This window comes from Rhodococcus sp. EPR-157 (assembly GCF_001647195.1).
Taxonomy (GTDB): Bacteria; Actinomycetota; Actinomycetes; order Mycobacteriales; family Mycobacteriaceae; genus Rhodococcoides.
This window is the reverse complement of sequence record NZ_LVCV01000203.1, coordinates 1-15,011: the sequence shown is the minus strand read 5'-3', so window position 1 is coordinate 15,011 and position 15,011 is coordinate 1. Positions and strand designations below refer to the sequence as shown.

Sequence of the window (15,011 nt, the reverse complement as noted above, 5' to 3'; positions counted from 1 at the left end):
GCATACGAGGTGTACGAAGTCGACCTTTGGTCCAGTATCGCGCTCGTGGTTGGCGCCGGAATGATCGTGACAGCTGTAGTGATGACCTCGAGAATTCGCAGACGCAACCGGATTCTGATGCACACGTTCTCGAACTAGCACCACCGCCTCCATGACCGCGAAAGGAAGGATGGCATTCATGACGAACTCCACGGCGCCAGCGACACGACTCACGCTGGGAGTGACCGTCGTGGTTCTGCTCCCGTTGCTGTGGTGGTGCCTGTCACTGGCCGCCGCTGCACTAGGGCTCTGGTGGGAAACCATCGGCAACGTCGTGGTGACCTGGAATATCGACACCGCGGTCGGGTTGATCCTCTTGATCCCGGCCGCGATGTTCGCGGGGAACAGCGTCGCGCACCTTCAGTCTCCGACGACGTTCCGCCGAGGTCGTCGGTATGCCACCGCAGGATTATCGTTGACTGCACTGTTCTGCCTGCTGGAGTTGTCCAATCCAATCCTCAACACGATCGATCCGCCTGCCCCGCGCGACCCGACCAGCTGGAGTCCCGAGTTGACGGCTGGCGAGGAGTGGGTTGTCGCAGCTCCCTACGCCGTCTTCCTGATTCCAGTGATCCTCACAGTTCTTTCACTGTGGCGTCATCGTCCTGACGATTCGTTGCCACCTGTCTATCACCCCTAAATGGCTGGGCGGCCAGACTTTCCATTCGTACTTCGCAAACCGCCGTTGCACGCGACACACAGCGCAGGCATGGAACATCGTGTCACCAACAGGCAAGCGACCGGGCAGCCACGCTATGCCGATTGCGTTCTTAGAACCGGCCATCAGGGCTGCTCGATCACCCCGGGAGCCTGCGCGTCCAGATCGGTGCCGTTCTCGAACGGGAAGCACGGTGACGACCCACCCAGACTCAGAAATCCATTGCTGCTGATCCTCGCTATCAGAAGGTAGTCGTCGGATGACGTTCCACGCGCTGAGTTTCCGCCGTCGACCGTCGCATCTTCTACTGTCCAGCCCCATTCGTTCCATCGCGCCACCAGGGCATTCACACCTGCTAGCCCGTCACCGCCATCGACGACCCAGTAGCTTGCGCCGAAATATTCCGGCCCCTCGGTGATCGTGTTGCTGTCATAGCAGGGCCCGAACCCGCCAAATGCCAGGTCCGCCTGCAGTTCCGGGTGCACGCGGACCAATCTGGCACCGGCGGGAAGCGCGGAAACAGATAGTTGGAGGTACTCGATCGTCTGCTTCATCGACGAGTCGGACGTCAAGGATTAGTTGAGGCTCCTACCTCCGCTGGTCGAGCACGCAACTACTGCAGTCGACAGGACCACAGCGTCGACAGGGTTACCAAGACCCGGCGATACAAGAGTGTCATCGTCTACCTCGTGCCTGCAATGATTCTGCCCATTTCTTGCAGTCCCGGATTGTTGATGACGAAGTAGTCACTGTGAGTGGACGGCGAGACCCCGAAGTCCATGCCGCCGATATCGATGCTCGGGCCTGGGTCGCTCTCGAAGACGGTCGCTCCGAACGACGAGTTGGTCGGGTCGGATCCGTGTATCAGGCTGATGTCACCGGGAAGGCCTATCACCGAAGCTGTTTCGGACAAACTGTCGGCCGCTCCGCCGATCCAGGTCACCGGGTCCGTCGCCGCCGCCGTTGCGAAGATGCGTTCGTGATTCGACGACGGGTCTACGTTGTCGAGTCTGAGGTCTTCCACCCCGTCGATACCGTTTCCGACGCCCGGGCTTCCGACGAAGATGACGCTGTCGGCGTCGAGTGAATTGCCGCCGCTCATCGCGTGCCCGATGACAGTGCTGCCGTAGCTGTGTCCGATCACGGTATTGACCGACGGTGCGCCCTCGTGCGCTGCCCGCAGCCCGTCCTGGAAACTGTCCAGCCTTGGTGCGCCTGCTGCGGCGTACTCGGAGGATCCGGCATTGTGAACTTCGGGTGGGGCGTTGTAACCGACCCATGTGACGATCGAAGTGGGCGAATCGTTGTCGAACGAGGCTTCGGCCAGCAGATTCTCGGCTCGGATCATATCGCCTCCGAGGGACGGCAACCCCGAGCTCGTCCCGGGAACATACGTGGCGACGTGGCCTGCGCTGTCGGGGTTGTTGAGGGCGATGGCACCTCGGCCCTCGCCATCGATATTCATCAGATAGCGGGGCACGCCGTCGTTGTCGAGCTGTGTGCGAACCTCGTGGTATCCGAAGGCGGCTTCTTCGGCTGCGGCCCTCTCGTCGAGCCATCGGTCCAATTCGCGCTGCCTATCACTGTCCTCGTCGCTGACGATTCCCTCGGTCGGAGGGAGGTTCTCTCCCCTCATCCAGTCGGGGTGGCGGGCCACGATTGCATCGAGATTCGCATCTGCGTTGGCGGACAACGTCTCCAGCAGTTCTTCGTTGTAGCGGGACTTGTCGAATGCGGGCAGTCCATCACGATTGCCGATGGTGGGATCCCAGGCAGCAAGTCCGTCTTTCTCGGCCGGTGACAGCTCGTCCCAGAACGCTGCGAGCGCCACCGGATCCTCAGGCAGGAGTGCATTCCCGTCGAGGATTGCTCGGACCTCGGGCGAATACGAGGATGCAGCAGGCGACGCAGTGGTGATGTCGGCGAGATCGGCCACGGCGTCGGCCAGGCGTGCGGCGCACGCGCGATCGACTTCCGCTGCAGACTCGAGTAGAGGGACGAGGCCGGCTTGGAAGGTTCTGGCCTTCTCATCGAAGCTCGACTGCATGAGCATGTCGATCACGACATCACCGGTGGAACTGGACGGGGCGGTCACTTTGCCGGAATCGTCGACGGAAAAGCCCTCTGCGATCGCAGAATCGACGATTCTCAGGGCTGGATCTCGCACAGCAACAAGTTGGCTGGCGGCCTGCCCGAATGCTTCGGAAACAGCGGCTACAGCTGTCACGATGTGAGTCCCGGCAATCCGGTCGGACAGGGAGCGAGCCAACGCAGCGGCAGCCGCGTCGCCTTCCCAATCCGACAAGGCTTCGTCGGTGCTGCGTTCCATCTGAGTCAGTCGGGCGTCGAAATCAGCGTTGATGGATCCGACGGCAGTCGAGACATCGACCAGCGCCTTCGGCGCCCACGAACGCAGCTGCGAGACGAGCACGCCCATCAGAGCGCGCGTCCGTGTTGATCCATCGGACAGCTGTGCCCGCTATCCCCCATACGTCCTTCTCCTCCCCCTGCGCCCTCCCCGGCGCGTGGGTCAGAATAGCAGCGGCATCGTGTGATCGGAGAGGGATTTGAAGCGCGAGCACATCCCTCGCGGTGAGGATAAAAGTTATTACTCCACCCGTATCCGCAAAGAGCTGTCGTGCCCGCCGTTCAGCTTGGACGGCTCGTGCCAGTGACAGCACCGGCCGTTATGGCTGCTCGATAGTCCCGGGGGCTTGCGCATCCAGATCGGCGCCGTTCTCGAACGGGAAGCACGGTGACGACCCACTGAGGCTCAGAAATCCGTTGGTGCTGATCTTCACCGTCAGACGGTAGTCCTCGGATGACGCTCCACGCGCGGAGTTTCCGCCGTCGACCGTCGCGTCTTCTACTGTCCAGCCCCACTCGTTCCATCGCGCCATCAGGGCCTTCAACCCTGCCCGCCCGTCACCGCCGTCCACTACCCAGTAGCTTGCGCCGAAGTACTGTGGCCCGTCGGTGATCGTGTTGCTGTCGTAGCAGGGCTTGAACCCGCCGAATCCGACGCCGCTGCTCGGAAGGTCGGGGTGAACTCGGTCCAGTCTCGCACCGGGTGGCAGTGCGGCCAATGATTGTTCGAAATACTCCGTTGTCCGATCTCGCGCGTCGTCGGACGTCAAGGACTCGTTCACGTTTCTACCTCCGTTCGACGAGCAGGAGACCACGCTCGCCAGCACTACAGCCGCCGAGATGGCAGCAACTGCCAGGCGGTACGACGCGATCATCTTCTTTTACCTCGTCCCCTGCGAGCAGTCACCGCGGCCGTCGCTAGGATCTGGTGCTGGTCATTCGAGATCAGGACGCCCATCACAGTGCGTATCCGTGCTGATCCGACAGGCAACAGTGACCACGAACTACACAGTCGCCCCCCATATGTCCTTCTCCTCCCCCAGCGCCCTCCCCGGCGCGTGAGTCAGGTTAACAGGGGGACTTGGATCAGCGCCCCAGAACTCACAACTGGTCAGGGCCCTCAGTCGACTCCGACAACCGGTCTATCGCTGGTTATTGGGTGATGTCACAGCGCACTTCGCCGTTTTGCGTGACTACGCCGTCACCGTTCTTTCCATGTGACATGTCCGAGATGTCAACGTCCGCGCACTCTTATAGTCTGACGCTCGACGAAGGGACCGTTTCGACTCATGAGCAATGGCAGACCGTCCAGCTACGACGCTTACGGCGGCTGGACCGACACATCGAGTCGCCGCAACCGCGAACGGCGCAGGCGCCGCAGCTCCGCACGTCAGCGGCGCCATCCCCTTCGCCGTCGGATTCTGATCGGGTGCGGAATCGGCATCGTTGTCGTGGCGGCGCTGCTTGGATGGCTCGGCTACACAGCAAAGACGGCGTACTCAGATCTGAACATTGCAAAGAACTCTGCATCGGCAGCACGGGCGTCCGTGACTTCAGGAAAACCGGACGATGCCGTGAAGCAAGCCGCAGAAGCAGTCGAGGCATCGGCAAGCGCGAAGCAAGCCTCCGATTCACCCATTTGGCGTCTTGCAGCGGCTGTTCCGTTCTTGGGCAACCCACTCGACTCGGTTACACAGATCATTGACGTGGTCGACGGTCTCGCAAAGAACGTGTTGGAACCCGCGGTGCAATTGGGTCCCGTTCTCGACCCCAGCCAGCTTCGCTCCGCCGATGGCCGGCTCGATGTTCAGGCGTTGCGCGACGCAGCGCCGGTTCTCATTCAGATTGCCGACTCCGCCGATGAGCTGAAAGTCCAGGCCGACGCCATCCCTGAGTCCACGTCGATCGACCAGATCGGTGACGCGCGTGTGCAACTGCAAGAGCAGGTGACCGACCTCGCCGGCCTACTGTCCAACACGAGGATCGCCGCTCAAGTCTTGCCGTCGATGATCGGTGCCGACGGTCCGCGCAGCTACTTCATGGCGTTCCAGACCAACGCAGAGTCGCGTGGGACCGGCGGTCTGATCGGAGGATTCGCCATTCTGTCCGCGGCCGACGGCCGGGTCCAAGTCGACGATCTGGCGAGCAACAAAGAATTCTCGAGGAACTACGACCCTATTGATCTCGGCCCTGACTTCTACAACGCCTACGAACAACGGTTCCAGGCAACGTCGAACTGGCAGAACAGCAATCTGAGCCCTCACTTCCCCTACGCGGGGCAGATCTGGCAATCGATGTGGCGGCAAGAAACCGGGCAGGTCATCGATGGCGCGATCGCCACGGATCCGGTCGCGTTGAGTTACATCCTCGAGGTCGTCGGGCCAGTCCAGCTTGCCGACGGTGAAGTCATCAATGCAGACAATGTCGTTCGAATTACTCAGTCGGATGCCTACTTTCGGTTCCCAACCGATCAAGCCGCGCGAAAGCAGTACCTGCAGGACATAGCCGCGGCAGTCGTTCTGAAGATGCAAGGTGGCATCGCATCACCGTCTGCACTACTCGACGCCATCGGAAAGGCAGCAAGCGAAGGGCACCTTGCCGTATGGAGTGCCGACCCGGAGATTCAGCGGATCATCGGTCCGACGAAGATCGGCCACGAGGTCCCCGATTCGCCAGCCCCGTACGCGGCGGTCGTCGTCAACAACGGTGCAGGCGGAAAGCTCGACTACTACCTCGAGCGTTCGGTCACGTACACCGGAGGCTCGTGCGAGGGCACGACGCGGCCAACTAAGGTCACTGCCTCAATCACCAACAATGCTCCGGCACAGGACTATCCGGTCTATATTGCTGGCCGGCAAAACGACTCCACCCGGTACGACGGACCACCTGGAACCAATCGATCTGTAGTCTCGCTGTACGCGACGCAGGGAGCAGTGCTGAAGAAGGCGACACTGAACGGCACGTCGCTGTTCCTTCTCGGCGGCGGCTTGGAACGCGGTCACCCGATCTACTATGTTCCGGTCGTCACCGAGCCCGGTCAGACGAACGTCATCGAGTACGAGTTCGAGGAGCCAGTCGCACCGGGACAGGCGCAAGCACCGATTCAGCCACAGACAGAAGACGCCGAGGCGGTCATCGAGATTCCTTCCTGCTAGCGAGCGCTCTTCGCTCCTTCCTGCAGGGTTGAGCAACCGCCACCTGCCCGGGTCGTCGATGGAGGTCCGCGTTCGCAAACGGGAGCACGGGGACTAAGCACCGATACCCAGGTTGCCGGTTGGCCTGAGCTACGCGACCAGGACGTACATATCCGGTGACGTTCTCGTGCGGATTCCCCGGTCGAAGGTTCCCCGACACGTTCCATCAAGCCACCATCGTGTTCGGGCCAGCGTGTCAGTGGCCGGAACCACTATCTAGCTGTCGACGCCGACGTACTGCGACCCGATAGAGACGGTTTCTCTATCGGCGTATGGCGCGAATCCATTGAGCTCGAATTGGCCCTGAAATTCCGCGTGCACGCGATCCAGTCTCGCGCCTGGCAGGAAGCGCAACGACTGACTGCTCTTCACTTAGGGTTCCTGCGTTGGATCCGACCTCAGCCGCGCCTGCGGCGTCCACAATCGCAGCTGTGAGACCAGGACACCCATCAGACTGCGTCCCCTTGTCCATCCAGATGAAGGCTCCGTCCCTGATCGACACGTCATCCCCGACACATCCCTTTCCTTCCCCAGCGCCCTCCCCGGCATTTGGGTCCGACGAGCGGCCACCGTCTCTCTCCGAGGGGTGGCGGCACGTCGGTACTACGGCCTTGCCTTCTGCTGTGGTTGTCGCCGCGCAAAGAGCACAATCGATGGACCGATGCGGGACTCCTGCACCTGCCAAAGCGGGGCCGAAAACGGGCGGACCGGTGGCGGGGCGGGATATTCTGGGCGATTTGACTGTTTTCTGAAAGATTTATTCGCCTCTGACCAATTTATCCTCTCAATATGCACGAAACGCCTTTGTCGCTCCTGATTAACACGCATAAGACCACCAATGACAGAGTTTGATGAATACAGATTCGGTTTATATAAAGAAACCGATCTGGCCGATTGCCTCAATCGATCTCAGATTGACAACATTCCGCCGAACGTGTGTTATTTAGCTAGATGACGAAAATTCGCAGCAATTCGCCATCGACATTGGTCCAATCAACATCCAATGACATCCGCCCGGTTGAGCTTGGGTCTACAGCCTTCCCAGGTGCTTCAACCAGGCAAACTTCGTCGGGAGTATCACGGTGGTACACGAGTTTTCGGATGCTGACTACAATATTCCAGATGTTCTACATGTCTCCGAAGCCTATGGCGGCGGCGTCCAATCAGCCATGTCGAGATACATCGAGAATTCACCAAGACTCGTTCATCAAGTATTGGTACGCACTCGGACCGAACATGACATCGCCGAAGTCTGTTCAGCACGGGCCGTATGCTACAACGGTACTCTTCCCGGTTTTTTAGTCGCTGCACGCACGCACATCTCGCAAAGTCGCCCCCCAATTGTTCACCTACACTCCAGCTTTGCCGGGCTCTTGCGAATGTTCGATTTCGGACCGGATATCAAGATCATCTACACACCTCATGCGTACGCGTTCTTGCGTCGGGACTGCTCGCTGCTAGCGCGCGGAGTCTACAAACTCGCTGAATCGGCTCTGAGCAAGCGCACCCAGACAATAGCCGCCATCAGTCCGTTCGAGGCAGCATCAGCCGCGAAGATGGCAGGCAAATCTACCGAGGTCGTGTATCTGCCGAATGTTGTACCCCACGTTGCCCGCCCTGCACCGTCGTCCCCAGCCTCGAACAAACGGTTCAAAGTAGTGATGGCTGGACGAATATCTGCCCAGAAAGACCCTGCCTTCTTCGCAATGACTGCCCGTGCGGCTCACAGTGACGTCAAGTGGACGTGGGTAGGTGACGGCGACGCTGACATGAGGAATGAGCTGGAGCGGGCCGGGGTTACCGTCACCGGTTGGCTGCCGAACGATCTCGTCAAGCAACAGATCGCCGAAGCCGACCTCTACTTGCATTCCGCTAAGTGGGAAGGAGCGCCCATTACGGTGCTAGAGGCTGCCGCTGTCGGGACTCCCGTGCTTGCGAGAGGGGTTCAATCCATGGAAGGCCTTGGATACCTGCTCACCGATGACTGTCCTCGTGCAGCCGCCCAAGCGGTGGATCGCTTCTTCAGCGACAGCAATTACCGGAGAACAGCCCAGGCTGCGACAGAAGACTCCGTTCTGGTGCACTCCCCAGTTATCCAGTCCGCTGCATTGACCGCACTGTACGGGAGGGCTGGGTGAGAGTTTCGATGCCGGGCCGGATCCTGGATCGGCACGTTGGAGGCAATACCACTTACGCGCGCGAACTTGCACTGGGCCTCACAACTCGTGGAGTCGATGTAGAGTCGATGGCGTTTTACGGAAATGCCGTCGCGACGATGGTCTCGGAGACGGCCCAAGGTATGCGGCAACGCACCGACAGTGTTCTGCACTACGTAGCTGACACCGGTCCCCTAGTACGCACGCGCACGCCATCGGTTGTGACCGTGCACGGAGTTGCGAGTCGGTGGCTAGACGGCGTTCGTTCACCCACCCAGGAGCGAGTCTGGAGAACGCGTGTTCGACGCGCTATTGACTCCACCGACACCGTTGTCACAGTGTCGAATTCGAGCGCGACTGACATTGCCAGTGTATTCGGCTGCGACATCGACGACATCAACGTCATCCCGCACGGTATCGACTGGGAGAAGTTCAACCGCTCCGAGCAGATGTCTCCCAATATTCGCGAGCGGGTACCCGGTGATTTCCTGTTGTACGTCGGCAACATCGAACCTCGCAAGAATATCTTGGCCCTCGTCGAAGCCATCACGTCTCCTGATGTGCGTGCGCTCGGCCTTCCACTGGTGGTTGCGGGAAAACCTGCCTGGAACTTCCAGACAGCTCTCTCCGCGATCGAAGGCAGTCCCGACGTCATCCATCTTGGGTTCGTCTCGGATTCTGACAGAACCGCATTGATGCAGCGCGCCACTCTATTCGTGTTTCCGAGCCGCTACGAAGGCTTTGGATTCCCGGTACTCGAAGCGATGGCCGCAGGTGCTCCAGTACTCACTACCCGTGCTGGCGCGCTGCGGGACATTTCGGGTCCCTCCATGGCCCTCAACTCCACCGAGCCGGAATCAATAGCCGAAGGGATTGTGCAGGCCGTCACCGACGAACACTGGCGTACCCGCGTCGTGCAACTCGGCCGCAGGTGGGCTTCCTCGTTTACCTGGGATGCCAGCGTCGAAGCGCACCTCGGCATCTACAAGAAGGTCCTTGACAGATGAAAGTTGTTCTACTCCACTGCTATAGTGCCGACAATGCCGGGGATGGGTTGCTCGTCGACGAAGCAATTCAACTCGTGAGGTCGGCTCTTGGGGATAGCGTCGAATTTGTGCTGGCGGCTTCTCATCCAGAAACGTTCACCGGAATCGACGCCCGAATCGTCGACTCCAGTCCATCCGTGACCGGCTACGACAACGAGTACCGTCGACTACTCCGTTCGCTAGACGACTTCGACCTCGTCGTTGGCGTCGGAGGAGGTTACCTACGAGCGGGATACGGGCTGGAGGCGGTCAAGACGTTACTCGTACACGGCCCCCAGTTGCGCGCGGCAGCACATACAGTCACCCCAACCCTCTACCTGCCGCAGAGCGTCGGACCTGCCGCATCAGTGGTCAGACGAATCTTGGCACGTGCAATCGGACGCATTGACGCATTCTACGTCCGAGACGATCGCAGCTCGGCTGACTACGCCACGGCGAAGGTCCGTCGCACCAGTGACATGGCGATCCTGGGAGCCGGTCAGATCCAGCGCAAGGGCCTCCAGGTCGATCCCGTCCCAGTGCTGACAGTGCGCGCGGTTCGTGGCAAAGTCGGTCCGCTGGTCTTGGACCTTGCGCGCCAGCTCGGAACCTTTGACGGCTACATCCAAAGCGCCACCGGGGGCAACGACGACGTGCATGCAGTTACGTCGCTGGGCGCACGTAGACTGCTCCCACGCTCGGAGCTGATGTCCGAACCGGGCGTGCACTCACGCGTCGTCGTTGCCGTGCGTCTGCACGCCGCGCTAATGGCAATCCGAGCGGGCCACTTCGTAATCCACCTCGCCTACGAGCGTAAGGGATTCGGCGCCTTTCACGACCTAGGTCTGGGTGTCTATGTCCACAACGTCAACAAGTTCGAACCCGCCCGAGTGCTCCGGCAGGTGCACAGACTGCTAAACAACGAGTCCGAACGGTCCTCATACGCGGAGACGGTGACCGTCGCACTCGCCCGGTCGTCTGAAGCGCGTGAGAATCTGACCCGGGACTTGCTCACTCTGGTCACACCAGTTGAACAGCGGAGTAGTTCGTGACAGAGGCTCCAGCCTGCGGTACCGGCGGAGCGACCAGTACCGATTCTCCCGTCGCCCAGCGCAGATACCTCGACAGTCCCGGCCTACCGGAGGGCGCCAACGCAGATTGTGTTGCGCTCATCGACCGGTCCGAGCTCGTGCTGCTCAAGACAAAGAAGTTCGAGTCTGACGTGCAAGTTCGCACATTGCTGGAGCGTTCCCACGGGCCGGCGGTGGACCATGGCGTCAACTGACACCAAGACAGGTACCGCCGCCCTCGCGCTGCGCCTCGTCAAAGGCGGGTTGCCGGCCATCGCCGCGAGCGCCTTCGTGGCCTTCGTTCCGATACTCGGTTCTGTTTATCTCTCAGTCGACGACTACGCGGTATGGGCACTGGCAGCGACGCTGTCGACCATCTTCATAGTGTTCGACTTCGGCACTCCCACGCTTGCCACGAAGTTGGCAGGATCGGGCGAATTGGATTTCCGCACTTCGTTGACCCTGTGCGGGCTCTCGGCAGTTCCACCAATTGCGCTCGGAGTGCTATCGATTGGCATCTGGCCGGCCTACTCAAACGCTGCGGATCTCAACTCCGACAACGGAACAGCGATACTCCTCATTGGCCTAATTTCGGTCGGTGGAATGTTACGCAGCATCGGAATCGTGTACGGCGCAGCCGCCCTCGGCCGAATGCACTTCTACCGTCGCACCGCCGTGTTGTTCTTTGGCGGGTCCGTGCAGCTCGCAGTGACGCTTGCGGCACTCGAAGCCGGTACCGGACTGGTGTCGCTCGGTATCGGCACGATCGCAGCGGGGTTCGTGCAACTCGTCATCGGATTCGCGATGGAGGGCGGCAAGAGCAGGAACGATATGAGACTAGGACCCGATGCAGGCGCAGCAGTTCGCCGAATGATACTGCTGTTCATGAAGACGCGCGTGTTTGTTGCAATGTTGGGCTTGTGGATCACCCAGCTGGATCGATGGGCTTTGGGGCTTCTCGGCGATGCTGAACTACTTGCCCGCTACGACATCGCCACCCGGTTCGTGATGATCCCAAAGATTGTTCTCATCGCGTTGGCCGCTGGGCTGGTCGCCGACTCCAGCAGACTGGCGACGAAAGACGAGGGCACGGCCCTCCTCGCTCGGGTCCAAAAGCTCGTCCTCTTGCTGATGGTGCCGCTCATGGTCGGTGCAGCCGCCGTGGCATATCTGGCGCAGCAGACCGCACTCGGAATCGCACCCTCGCTCGCGGTTGTCGCACTTATTGCGTTGGCGCACGGCGCAAATTGCATGACAATCGCGCCAGTGAACGTCCTGGCCGGTGCGGGGCGCCCCGATTTCGAACTCCGCTACCTCGTGCCTCTCGCAGGCATCGTCGCGATCGCGTACGCCACTGGGATCGCGACGGACAACGGCACTGCCCTAATAGCGCTGTGGGCGTCGGCGATGATGGCGCTTTCGCTGTGGTTCACCGCTTCATCCGTCCGCTACGTCCGGGAGGTACTCACATGATCGGACACGCACTAAAGATATTGGATCCCAACAGATACCGCCGACGAGTACTGCGCAAACTGATCGCATCAGGTCGAGTCACGATGGGCGCCCACAGTTACGGCATCCCGCAAGTGCGTTTGTACTCGGGCGATGACTCCACGCGTTTACACATCGGAAGCTACAGTTCGATAGCGGCTGAGGTCAACATTCTACTCGGAGGCAATCACCCGACTGATCGATTGACCACGTTCCCTATTCGCCACAAATTGAACCTAAACGGCGCCGGTACCGACGGGTTCCCCTCCAGCAAAGGGGATGTCGTTATCGGAAACGATGTATGGATCGGATTCGGTTCAACCATCGTTTCGGGTGTGCACATTGGAGACGGCGCCATCATTGCCGCAGGGAGTGTGGTCGTCCATAGCGTCGAGCCCTACTCCATCGTGGCGGGCAATCCCGCGAAGGTAGTCCGCCGACGCTTTGGCGACGAGGACATCGCCCGTTTGCGGTCGCTCCGATGGTGGGATTGGGATGACGACGTGGTCGCAGACCGTGTTTCGGACCTGTGCGCCGTGGATGCCGGGAACGCATTGCTGCGGCTGGAAAAGCAGAGCGGTGCAACATGACTGAATTGTCTACCTCAAGGCCCATTGTCGAAAGACGAGGCCTGCTGGCGCCGACCGTGTTCGTCGCTGCAGCAGTGACCTTCTTCGTTCCAGTCGACTTCGTGCAGGTCGGTCAGGTGTGGCGCTATCTCACCTTAGCGAGTCTTCTCGTCGGAGTTCTTGCGTCACTATTGCTGCTCAGCCGCAGGACGACAACGGTAGTTTGGCCGACGCTCGCATTCGGGTTCTGCATCATTTCTGTGAACCAGCTTATGAGTTTTAACCCAATCGGCTTCCTAACCCTCCTGGCGCCAGTGGCTGTCGGTGCAGGTCTTGCAGTTGCACTCAAAAACCCACTGGCAGTGATGGTAGGGATGTCGATCGTCCTCGCGGTGGGAATGGGTGCCGACTACCTTGCACAGGATCATTTGTTCGGTCCGCTTTTCGGTGTTGAGAACTACACGGCCAGCTCCCGCGACATCTTTCGGTCACGTGGCCTTATCGGACAGGCTGTGCCCGCGAGCATGATCGCAGTCGGTCTCGGATCAGCAGCATTTATGCTTTCATCGACTGCCAATCGCTATCGAGCAACAATTCGATGGCTGGTTGTTACGTCCACCGGGGTATCGGTGATCACATCCGGCACCCGGTCGGCGATCTTGTGCGCATTGGTCGTCGTAGCCGTAACCGTTGCCTGTTCTATGTTCAGAAGCTCCAGCAGACGGACCAAGATCGACAGCCAATTGGCCTGGGCAGCACCGTTGCTTCTGGCCGCAGGCGTACTCACATTGGCACTCTCATGGAAGACGTTGTCCGAGCAGCGAGTGTTCAGCTTCAATGAGCTAACTGGGTCAGCATCACTCGAAAACCGAAACTACGCCGCAATGGTATTCGCAGATTGGGGCCAATCCTGCAGCGGTGCATGTGTTGTCTTCGGTTCGGGCGCCCGAAGCCTACTCGGCGCGCTCAGTAGTGGACTCGGGTTTCGCGGGTTCTCCACGGTGGACAATCTGTTCTTGAGCTTGTTGTGGGACTTCGGCATCTTAATGCTGGTCGGCATACTCGTCATTGTCGTGTTGGCCATCCGGACACTCGCCCAAGCCAGTTCAGCGCTCAATCGTGCCGGGGCCCTGCTGATCGTGTCCGTCGTCGTCTCAGGGATCTTCTACGACGCGCTCTACATCCGATCTACATTGCTGTTGTTCGGGGTCGGGATCGGCCTTCTGGGTCTGCGTTCATACTCATCCAAGGAGTCCCTCAGTGCCGGATAATACAAAGGTGGATGTCGTCATCGTCTGCTTCAACTCCGATCCAGAACTATTGCAGCTCTGCACAGATTCGGTCCATGCGTCGTACAAGGCCTGCGGAGTCGAAGGATCCATCATTCTGGTGGACAACGCGAGCGATAAGCCCGTGGACGAGACAATCGACACGACTTCCATGCAGACCTTGCGCATGGACATCAATGTGGGCTTTGGCCGCGCCGTCAATTACGGTGTCCGGACCTCCGTGGCTGACTCCATCTTGATGCTGAATCCCGACGCCGCAATCGCGCCTGACGGGCTAGCGCAATTCCTCCAGTCCGCCGCGCATCATCAGCGATCTCTGGTGGGCGGCTGGCTGCACCGAGATGGTGTGGTGCAATCCGACGCGTACATGCAGTGGGACTTTTCAGTCTCGAGATTACGAAAGCGTAGGAGGTTTGCTGCTGCCCTAGCTGCCGTTGATGATGACCTCATCGTCGAGAAGGTATGTGGTGGAGCTCTGTTCGCTGATCGGGCGCTACTCGCGCAGTTGGGCCCCTTCGATCCGCGGTTCTTCCTGTACGGCGAAGACGCCGATTTGTCGCGGAGGGCGGCGGCCGAGGGCGTGTCACTCATTCTGGCAAGACGAGCTGAAGTCGCTCACGTCGCCGCCTCGTCTCAGACGAGCTACGGACACTTGGTGGAACGAGCGCGGGCTGATGCTGCTATTCGACTCAGTGCGTACCACTGTAGACGATTCGCAAGCTATTTTCAGCGCGTCGAGCTCGCGGTCGTCACGCTATTAGGGGCCATCGCTGGCGGCGCATCGTCATCGTCGCGGGGCGCACGTCTAGCCCGGTTGGAACAAGTTTGGCGCTGGGGATTCAAGCGCGATGTCGCACCGTTCCAACCATAGCGTCTCTAAGTCAACGACCGGAAGGACGGCCAATGATTCTGCATTGGAACATAGTGAAACAACTACTGGAAGTATTGCGGCCCATTCGCCCCGAATCTTCGGAATGCACGTGCTCGGCCTGTTGTTGGACTCGTGAGTAGCTAATCGGAACGAATTTTGGTTCGAGTCAATCAATCGATCAACTGAGTAGAGTGCCTTTTAACCCGGGTGCAATTGAGAGCCACCACACAACCGTTGCCGTGAAACGGTTTTGAGGATCAGCCCTCGTATGTGGGCAAATAG

14 protein-coding genes are annotated in these 15,011 nt (G+C 59.8%); 10 read left to right on the top strand and 4 right to left on the bottom strand.

Translation table 11 applies throughout. The features are described from left to right. Positions 1 to 178 precede the first annotated feature (178 nt). Positions 179 to 679, top strand: a complete 501-nt coding sequence (locus A2J03_RS09505; protein ID WP_156520297.1) for a hypothetical protein — start codon at positions 179 to 181, stop codon at positions 677 to 679. Positions 680 to 822: 143 nt separating this feature from the next. On the opposite strand, the gene A2J03_RS09500 is transcribed toward A2J03_RS09505, so the two are convergent. The 3 genes from A2J03_RS09500 to A2J03_RS09490 form a co-directional block, all read right to left on the bottom strand. Further along, the gene (locus A2J03_RS09500) at positions 823 to 1,269 is read right to left on the bottom strand and encodes a hypothetical protein (protein WP_082897729.1); all 447 of its coding nucleotides are present in this window, start codon (positions 1,267 to 1,269) and stop codon (positions 823 to 825) included. A 110-nt stretch (positions 1,270 to 1,379) separates the two neighbouring features. Further along, positions 1,380 to 3,134 carry an alpha/beta hydrolase gene (locus A2J03_RS09495; RefSeq protein WP_068372633.1) on the bottom strand — a complete coding sequence of 585 codons (1,755 nt, stop codon included), beginning with the start codon at positions 3,132 to 3,134 and terminating at the stop codon, positions 1,380 to 1,382. Positions 3,135 to 3,384: 250 nt separating this feature from the next. After that, complete coding sequence (locus A2J03_RS09490) at positions 3,385 to 3,939, bottom strand: hypothetical protein (RefSeq protein ID WP_082897728.1); 555 nt, start codon at positions 3,937 to 3,939, stop codon at positions 3,385 to 3,387. A 414-nt stretch (positions 3,940 to 4,353) separates the two neighbouring features. Here A2J03_RS09490 and A2J03_RS09485 point away from each other — a divergent pair, with 414 nt between their 5' ends. From A2J03_RS09485 to A2J03_RS09455, 7 genes are all read left to right on the top strand, one after another. Beyond that, positions 4,354 to 6,219, top strand: a complete 1,866-nt coding sequence (locus tag A2J03_RS09485; protein ID WP_082897727.1) for a DUF4012 domain-containing protein — start codon at positions 4,354 to 4,356, stop codon at positions 6,217 to 6,219. 1,121 nt (positions 6,220 to 7,340) lie between these two features. Next, positions 7,341 to 8,396, top strand: a complete 1,056-nt coding sequence (locus A2J03_RS09480; RefSeq protein WP_231912463.1) for a glycosyltransferase — start codon at positions 7,341 to 7,343, stop codon at positions 8,394 to 8,396. 8 nt (positions 8,397 to 8,404) lie between these two features. Next, complete coding sequence (locus A2J03_RS09475) at positions 8,405 to 9,421, top strand: glycosyltransferase family 4 protein (protein ID WP_068372621.1); 1,017 nt, start codon at positions 8,405 to 8,407, stop codon at positions 9,419 to 9,421. Further along, positions 9,418 to 10,491: a polysaccharide pyruvyl transferase family protein gene (locus A2J03_RS09470; protein WP_068372620.1), complete on the top strand. Its 1,074-nt coding sequence runs from the start codon at positions 9,418 to 9,420 to the stop codon at positions 10,489 to 10,491. Before A2J03_RS09475 ends, A2J03_RS09470 begins: the two co-directional genes overlap by 4 nt. After that, positions 10,488 to 10,724, top strand: a complete 237-nt coding sequence (locus tag A2J03_RS09465) for a hypothetical protein (RefSeq protein ID WP_068372619.1) — start codon at positions 10,488 to 10,490, stop codon at positions 10,722 to 10,724. Before A2J03_RS09470 ends, A2J03_RS09465 begins: the two co-directional genes overlap by 4 nt. Further along, on the top strand, positions 10,711 to 11,982 hold the full coding sequence (locus A2J03_RS09460) for an oligosaccharide flippase family protein (RefSeq protein WP_068372617.1): 1,272 nt from the start codon (positions 10,711 to 10,713) through the stop codon (positions 11,980 to 11,982). The genes A2J03_RS09465 and A2J03_RS09460 overlap by 14 nt, the downstream gene beginning before the upstream one ends. Beyond that, the gene (locus tag A2J03_RS09455; protein ID WP_068372615.1) at positions 11,979 to 12,590 is read left to right on the top strand and encodes a CatB-related O-acetyltransferase; all 612 of its coding nucleotides are present in this window, start codon (positions 11,979 to 11,981) and stop codon (positions 12,588 to 12,590) included. Before A2J03_RS09460 ends, A2J03_RS09455 begins: the two co-directional genes overlap by 4 nt. Before the next feature lie 559 nt (positions 12,591 to 13,149). Here A2J03_RS09455 and A2J03_RS31620 read toward each other — a convergent pair. Further along, positions 13,150 to 13,356 carry a hypothetical protein gene (locus A2J03_RS31620; protein ID WP_231912462.1) on the bottom strand — a complete coding sequence of 69 codons (207 nt, stop codon included), beginning with the start codon at positions 13,354 to 13,356 and terminating at the stop codon, positions 13,150 to 13,152. Between the two features lie 97 nt (positions 13,357 to 13,453). Between A2J03_RS31620 and A2J03_RS31615 the strand changes: the two genes are divergently transcribed. Then, positions 13,454 to 13,840 carry a hypothetical protein gene (locus tag A2J03_RS31615; protein ID WP_231912461.1) on the top strand — a complete coding sequence of 129 codons (387 nt, stop codon included), beginning with the start codon at positions 13,454 to 13,456 and terminating at the stop codon, positions 13,838 to 13,840. A gap of 7 nt (positions 13,841 to 13,847) precedes the next feature. Next, the gene (locus A2J03_RS09445) at positions 13,848 to 14,729 is read left to right on the top strand and encodes a glycosyltransferase family 2 protein (protein WP_197480693.1); all 882 of its coding nucleotides are present in this window, start codon (positions 13,848 to 13,850) and stop codon (positions 14,727 to 14,729) included. Positions 14,730 to 15,011 lie beyond the last annotated feature (282 nt).

What these genes read in the sequence shown, in the direction of transcription:
- A2J03_RS09455 (WP_068372615.1), top strand. Translation starts at nt 11,979, where the DNA reads ATGATCGGACACGCACTAAAGATATTGGATCCCAACAGATACCGCCGA.
- A2J03_RS09475 (WP_068372621.1), top strand. Translation starts at nt 8,405, where the DNA reads ATGCCGGGCCGGATCCTGGATCGGCACGTTGGAGGCAATACCACTTAC.
- A2J03_RS09470 (WP_068372620.1), top strand. Translation starts at nt 9,418, where the DNA reads ATGAAAGTTGTTCTACTCCACTGCTATAGTGCCGACAATGCCGGGGAT.
- A2J03_RS09460 (WP_068372617.1), top strand. Translation starts at nt 10,711, where the DNA reads ATGGCGTCAACTGACACCAAGACAGGTACCGCCGCCCTCGCGCTGCGC.
- A2J03_RS09505 (WP_156520297.1), top strand. Translation starts at nt 179, where the DNA reads ATGACGAACTCCACGGCGCCAGCGACACGACTCACGCTGGGAGTGACC.
- A2J03_RS09495 (WP_068372633.1), bottom strand. Translation starts at nt 3,134, where the DNA reads ATGGGCGTGCTCGTCTCGCAGCTGCGTTCGTGGGCGCCGAAGGCGCTG.
- A2J03_RS31615 (WP_231912461.1), top strand. Translation starts at nt 13,454, where the DNA reads ATGGTATTCGCAGATTGGGGCCAATCCTGCAGCGGTGCATGTGTTGTC.
- A2J03_RS09490 (WP_082897728.1), bottom strand. Translation starts at nt 3,939, where the DNA reads ATGATCGCGTCGTACCGCCTGGCAGTTGCTGCCATCTCGGCGGCTGTA.
- A2J03_RS09485 (WP_082897727.1), top strand. Translation starts at nt 4,354, where the DNA reads ATGAGCAATGGCAGACCGTCCAGCTACGACGCTTACGGCGGCTGGACC.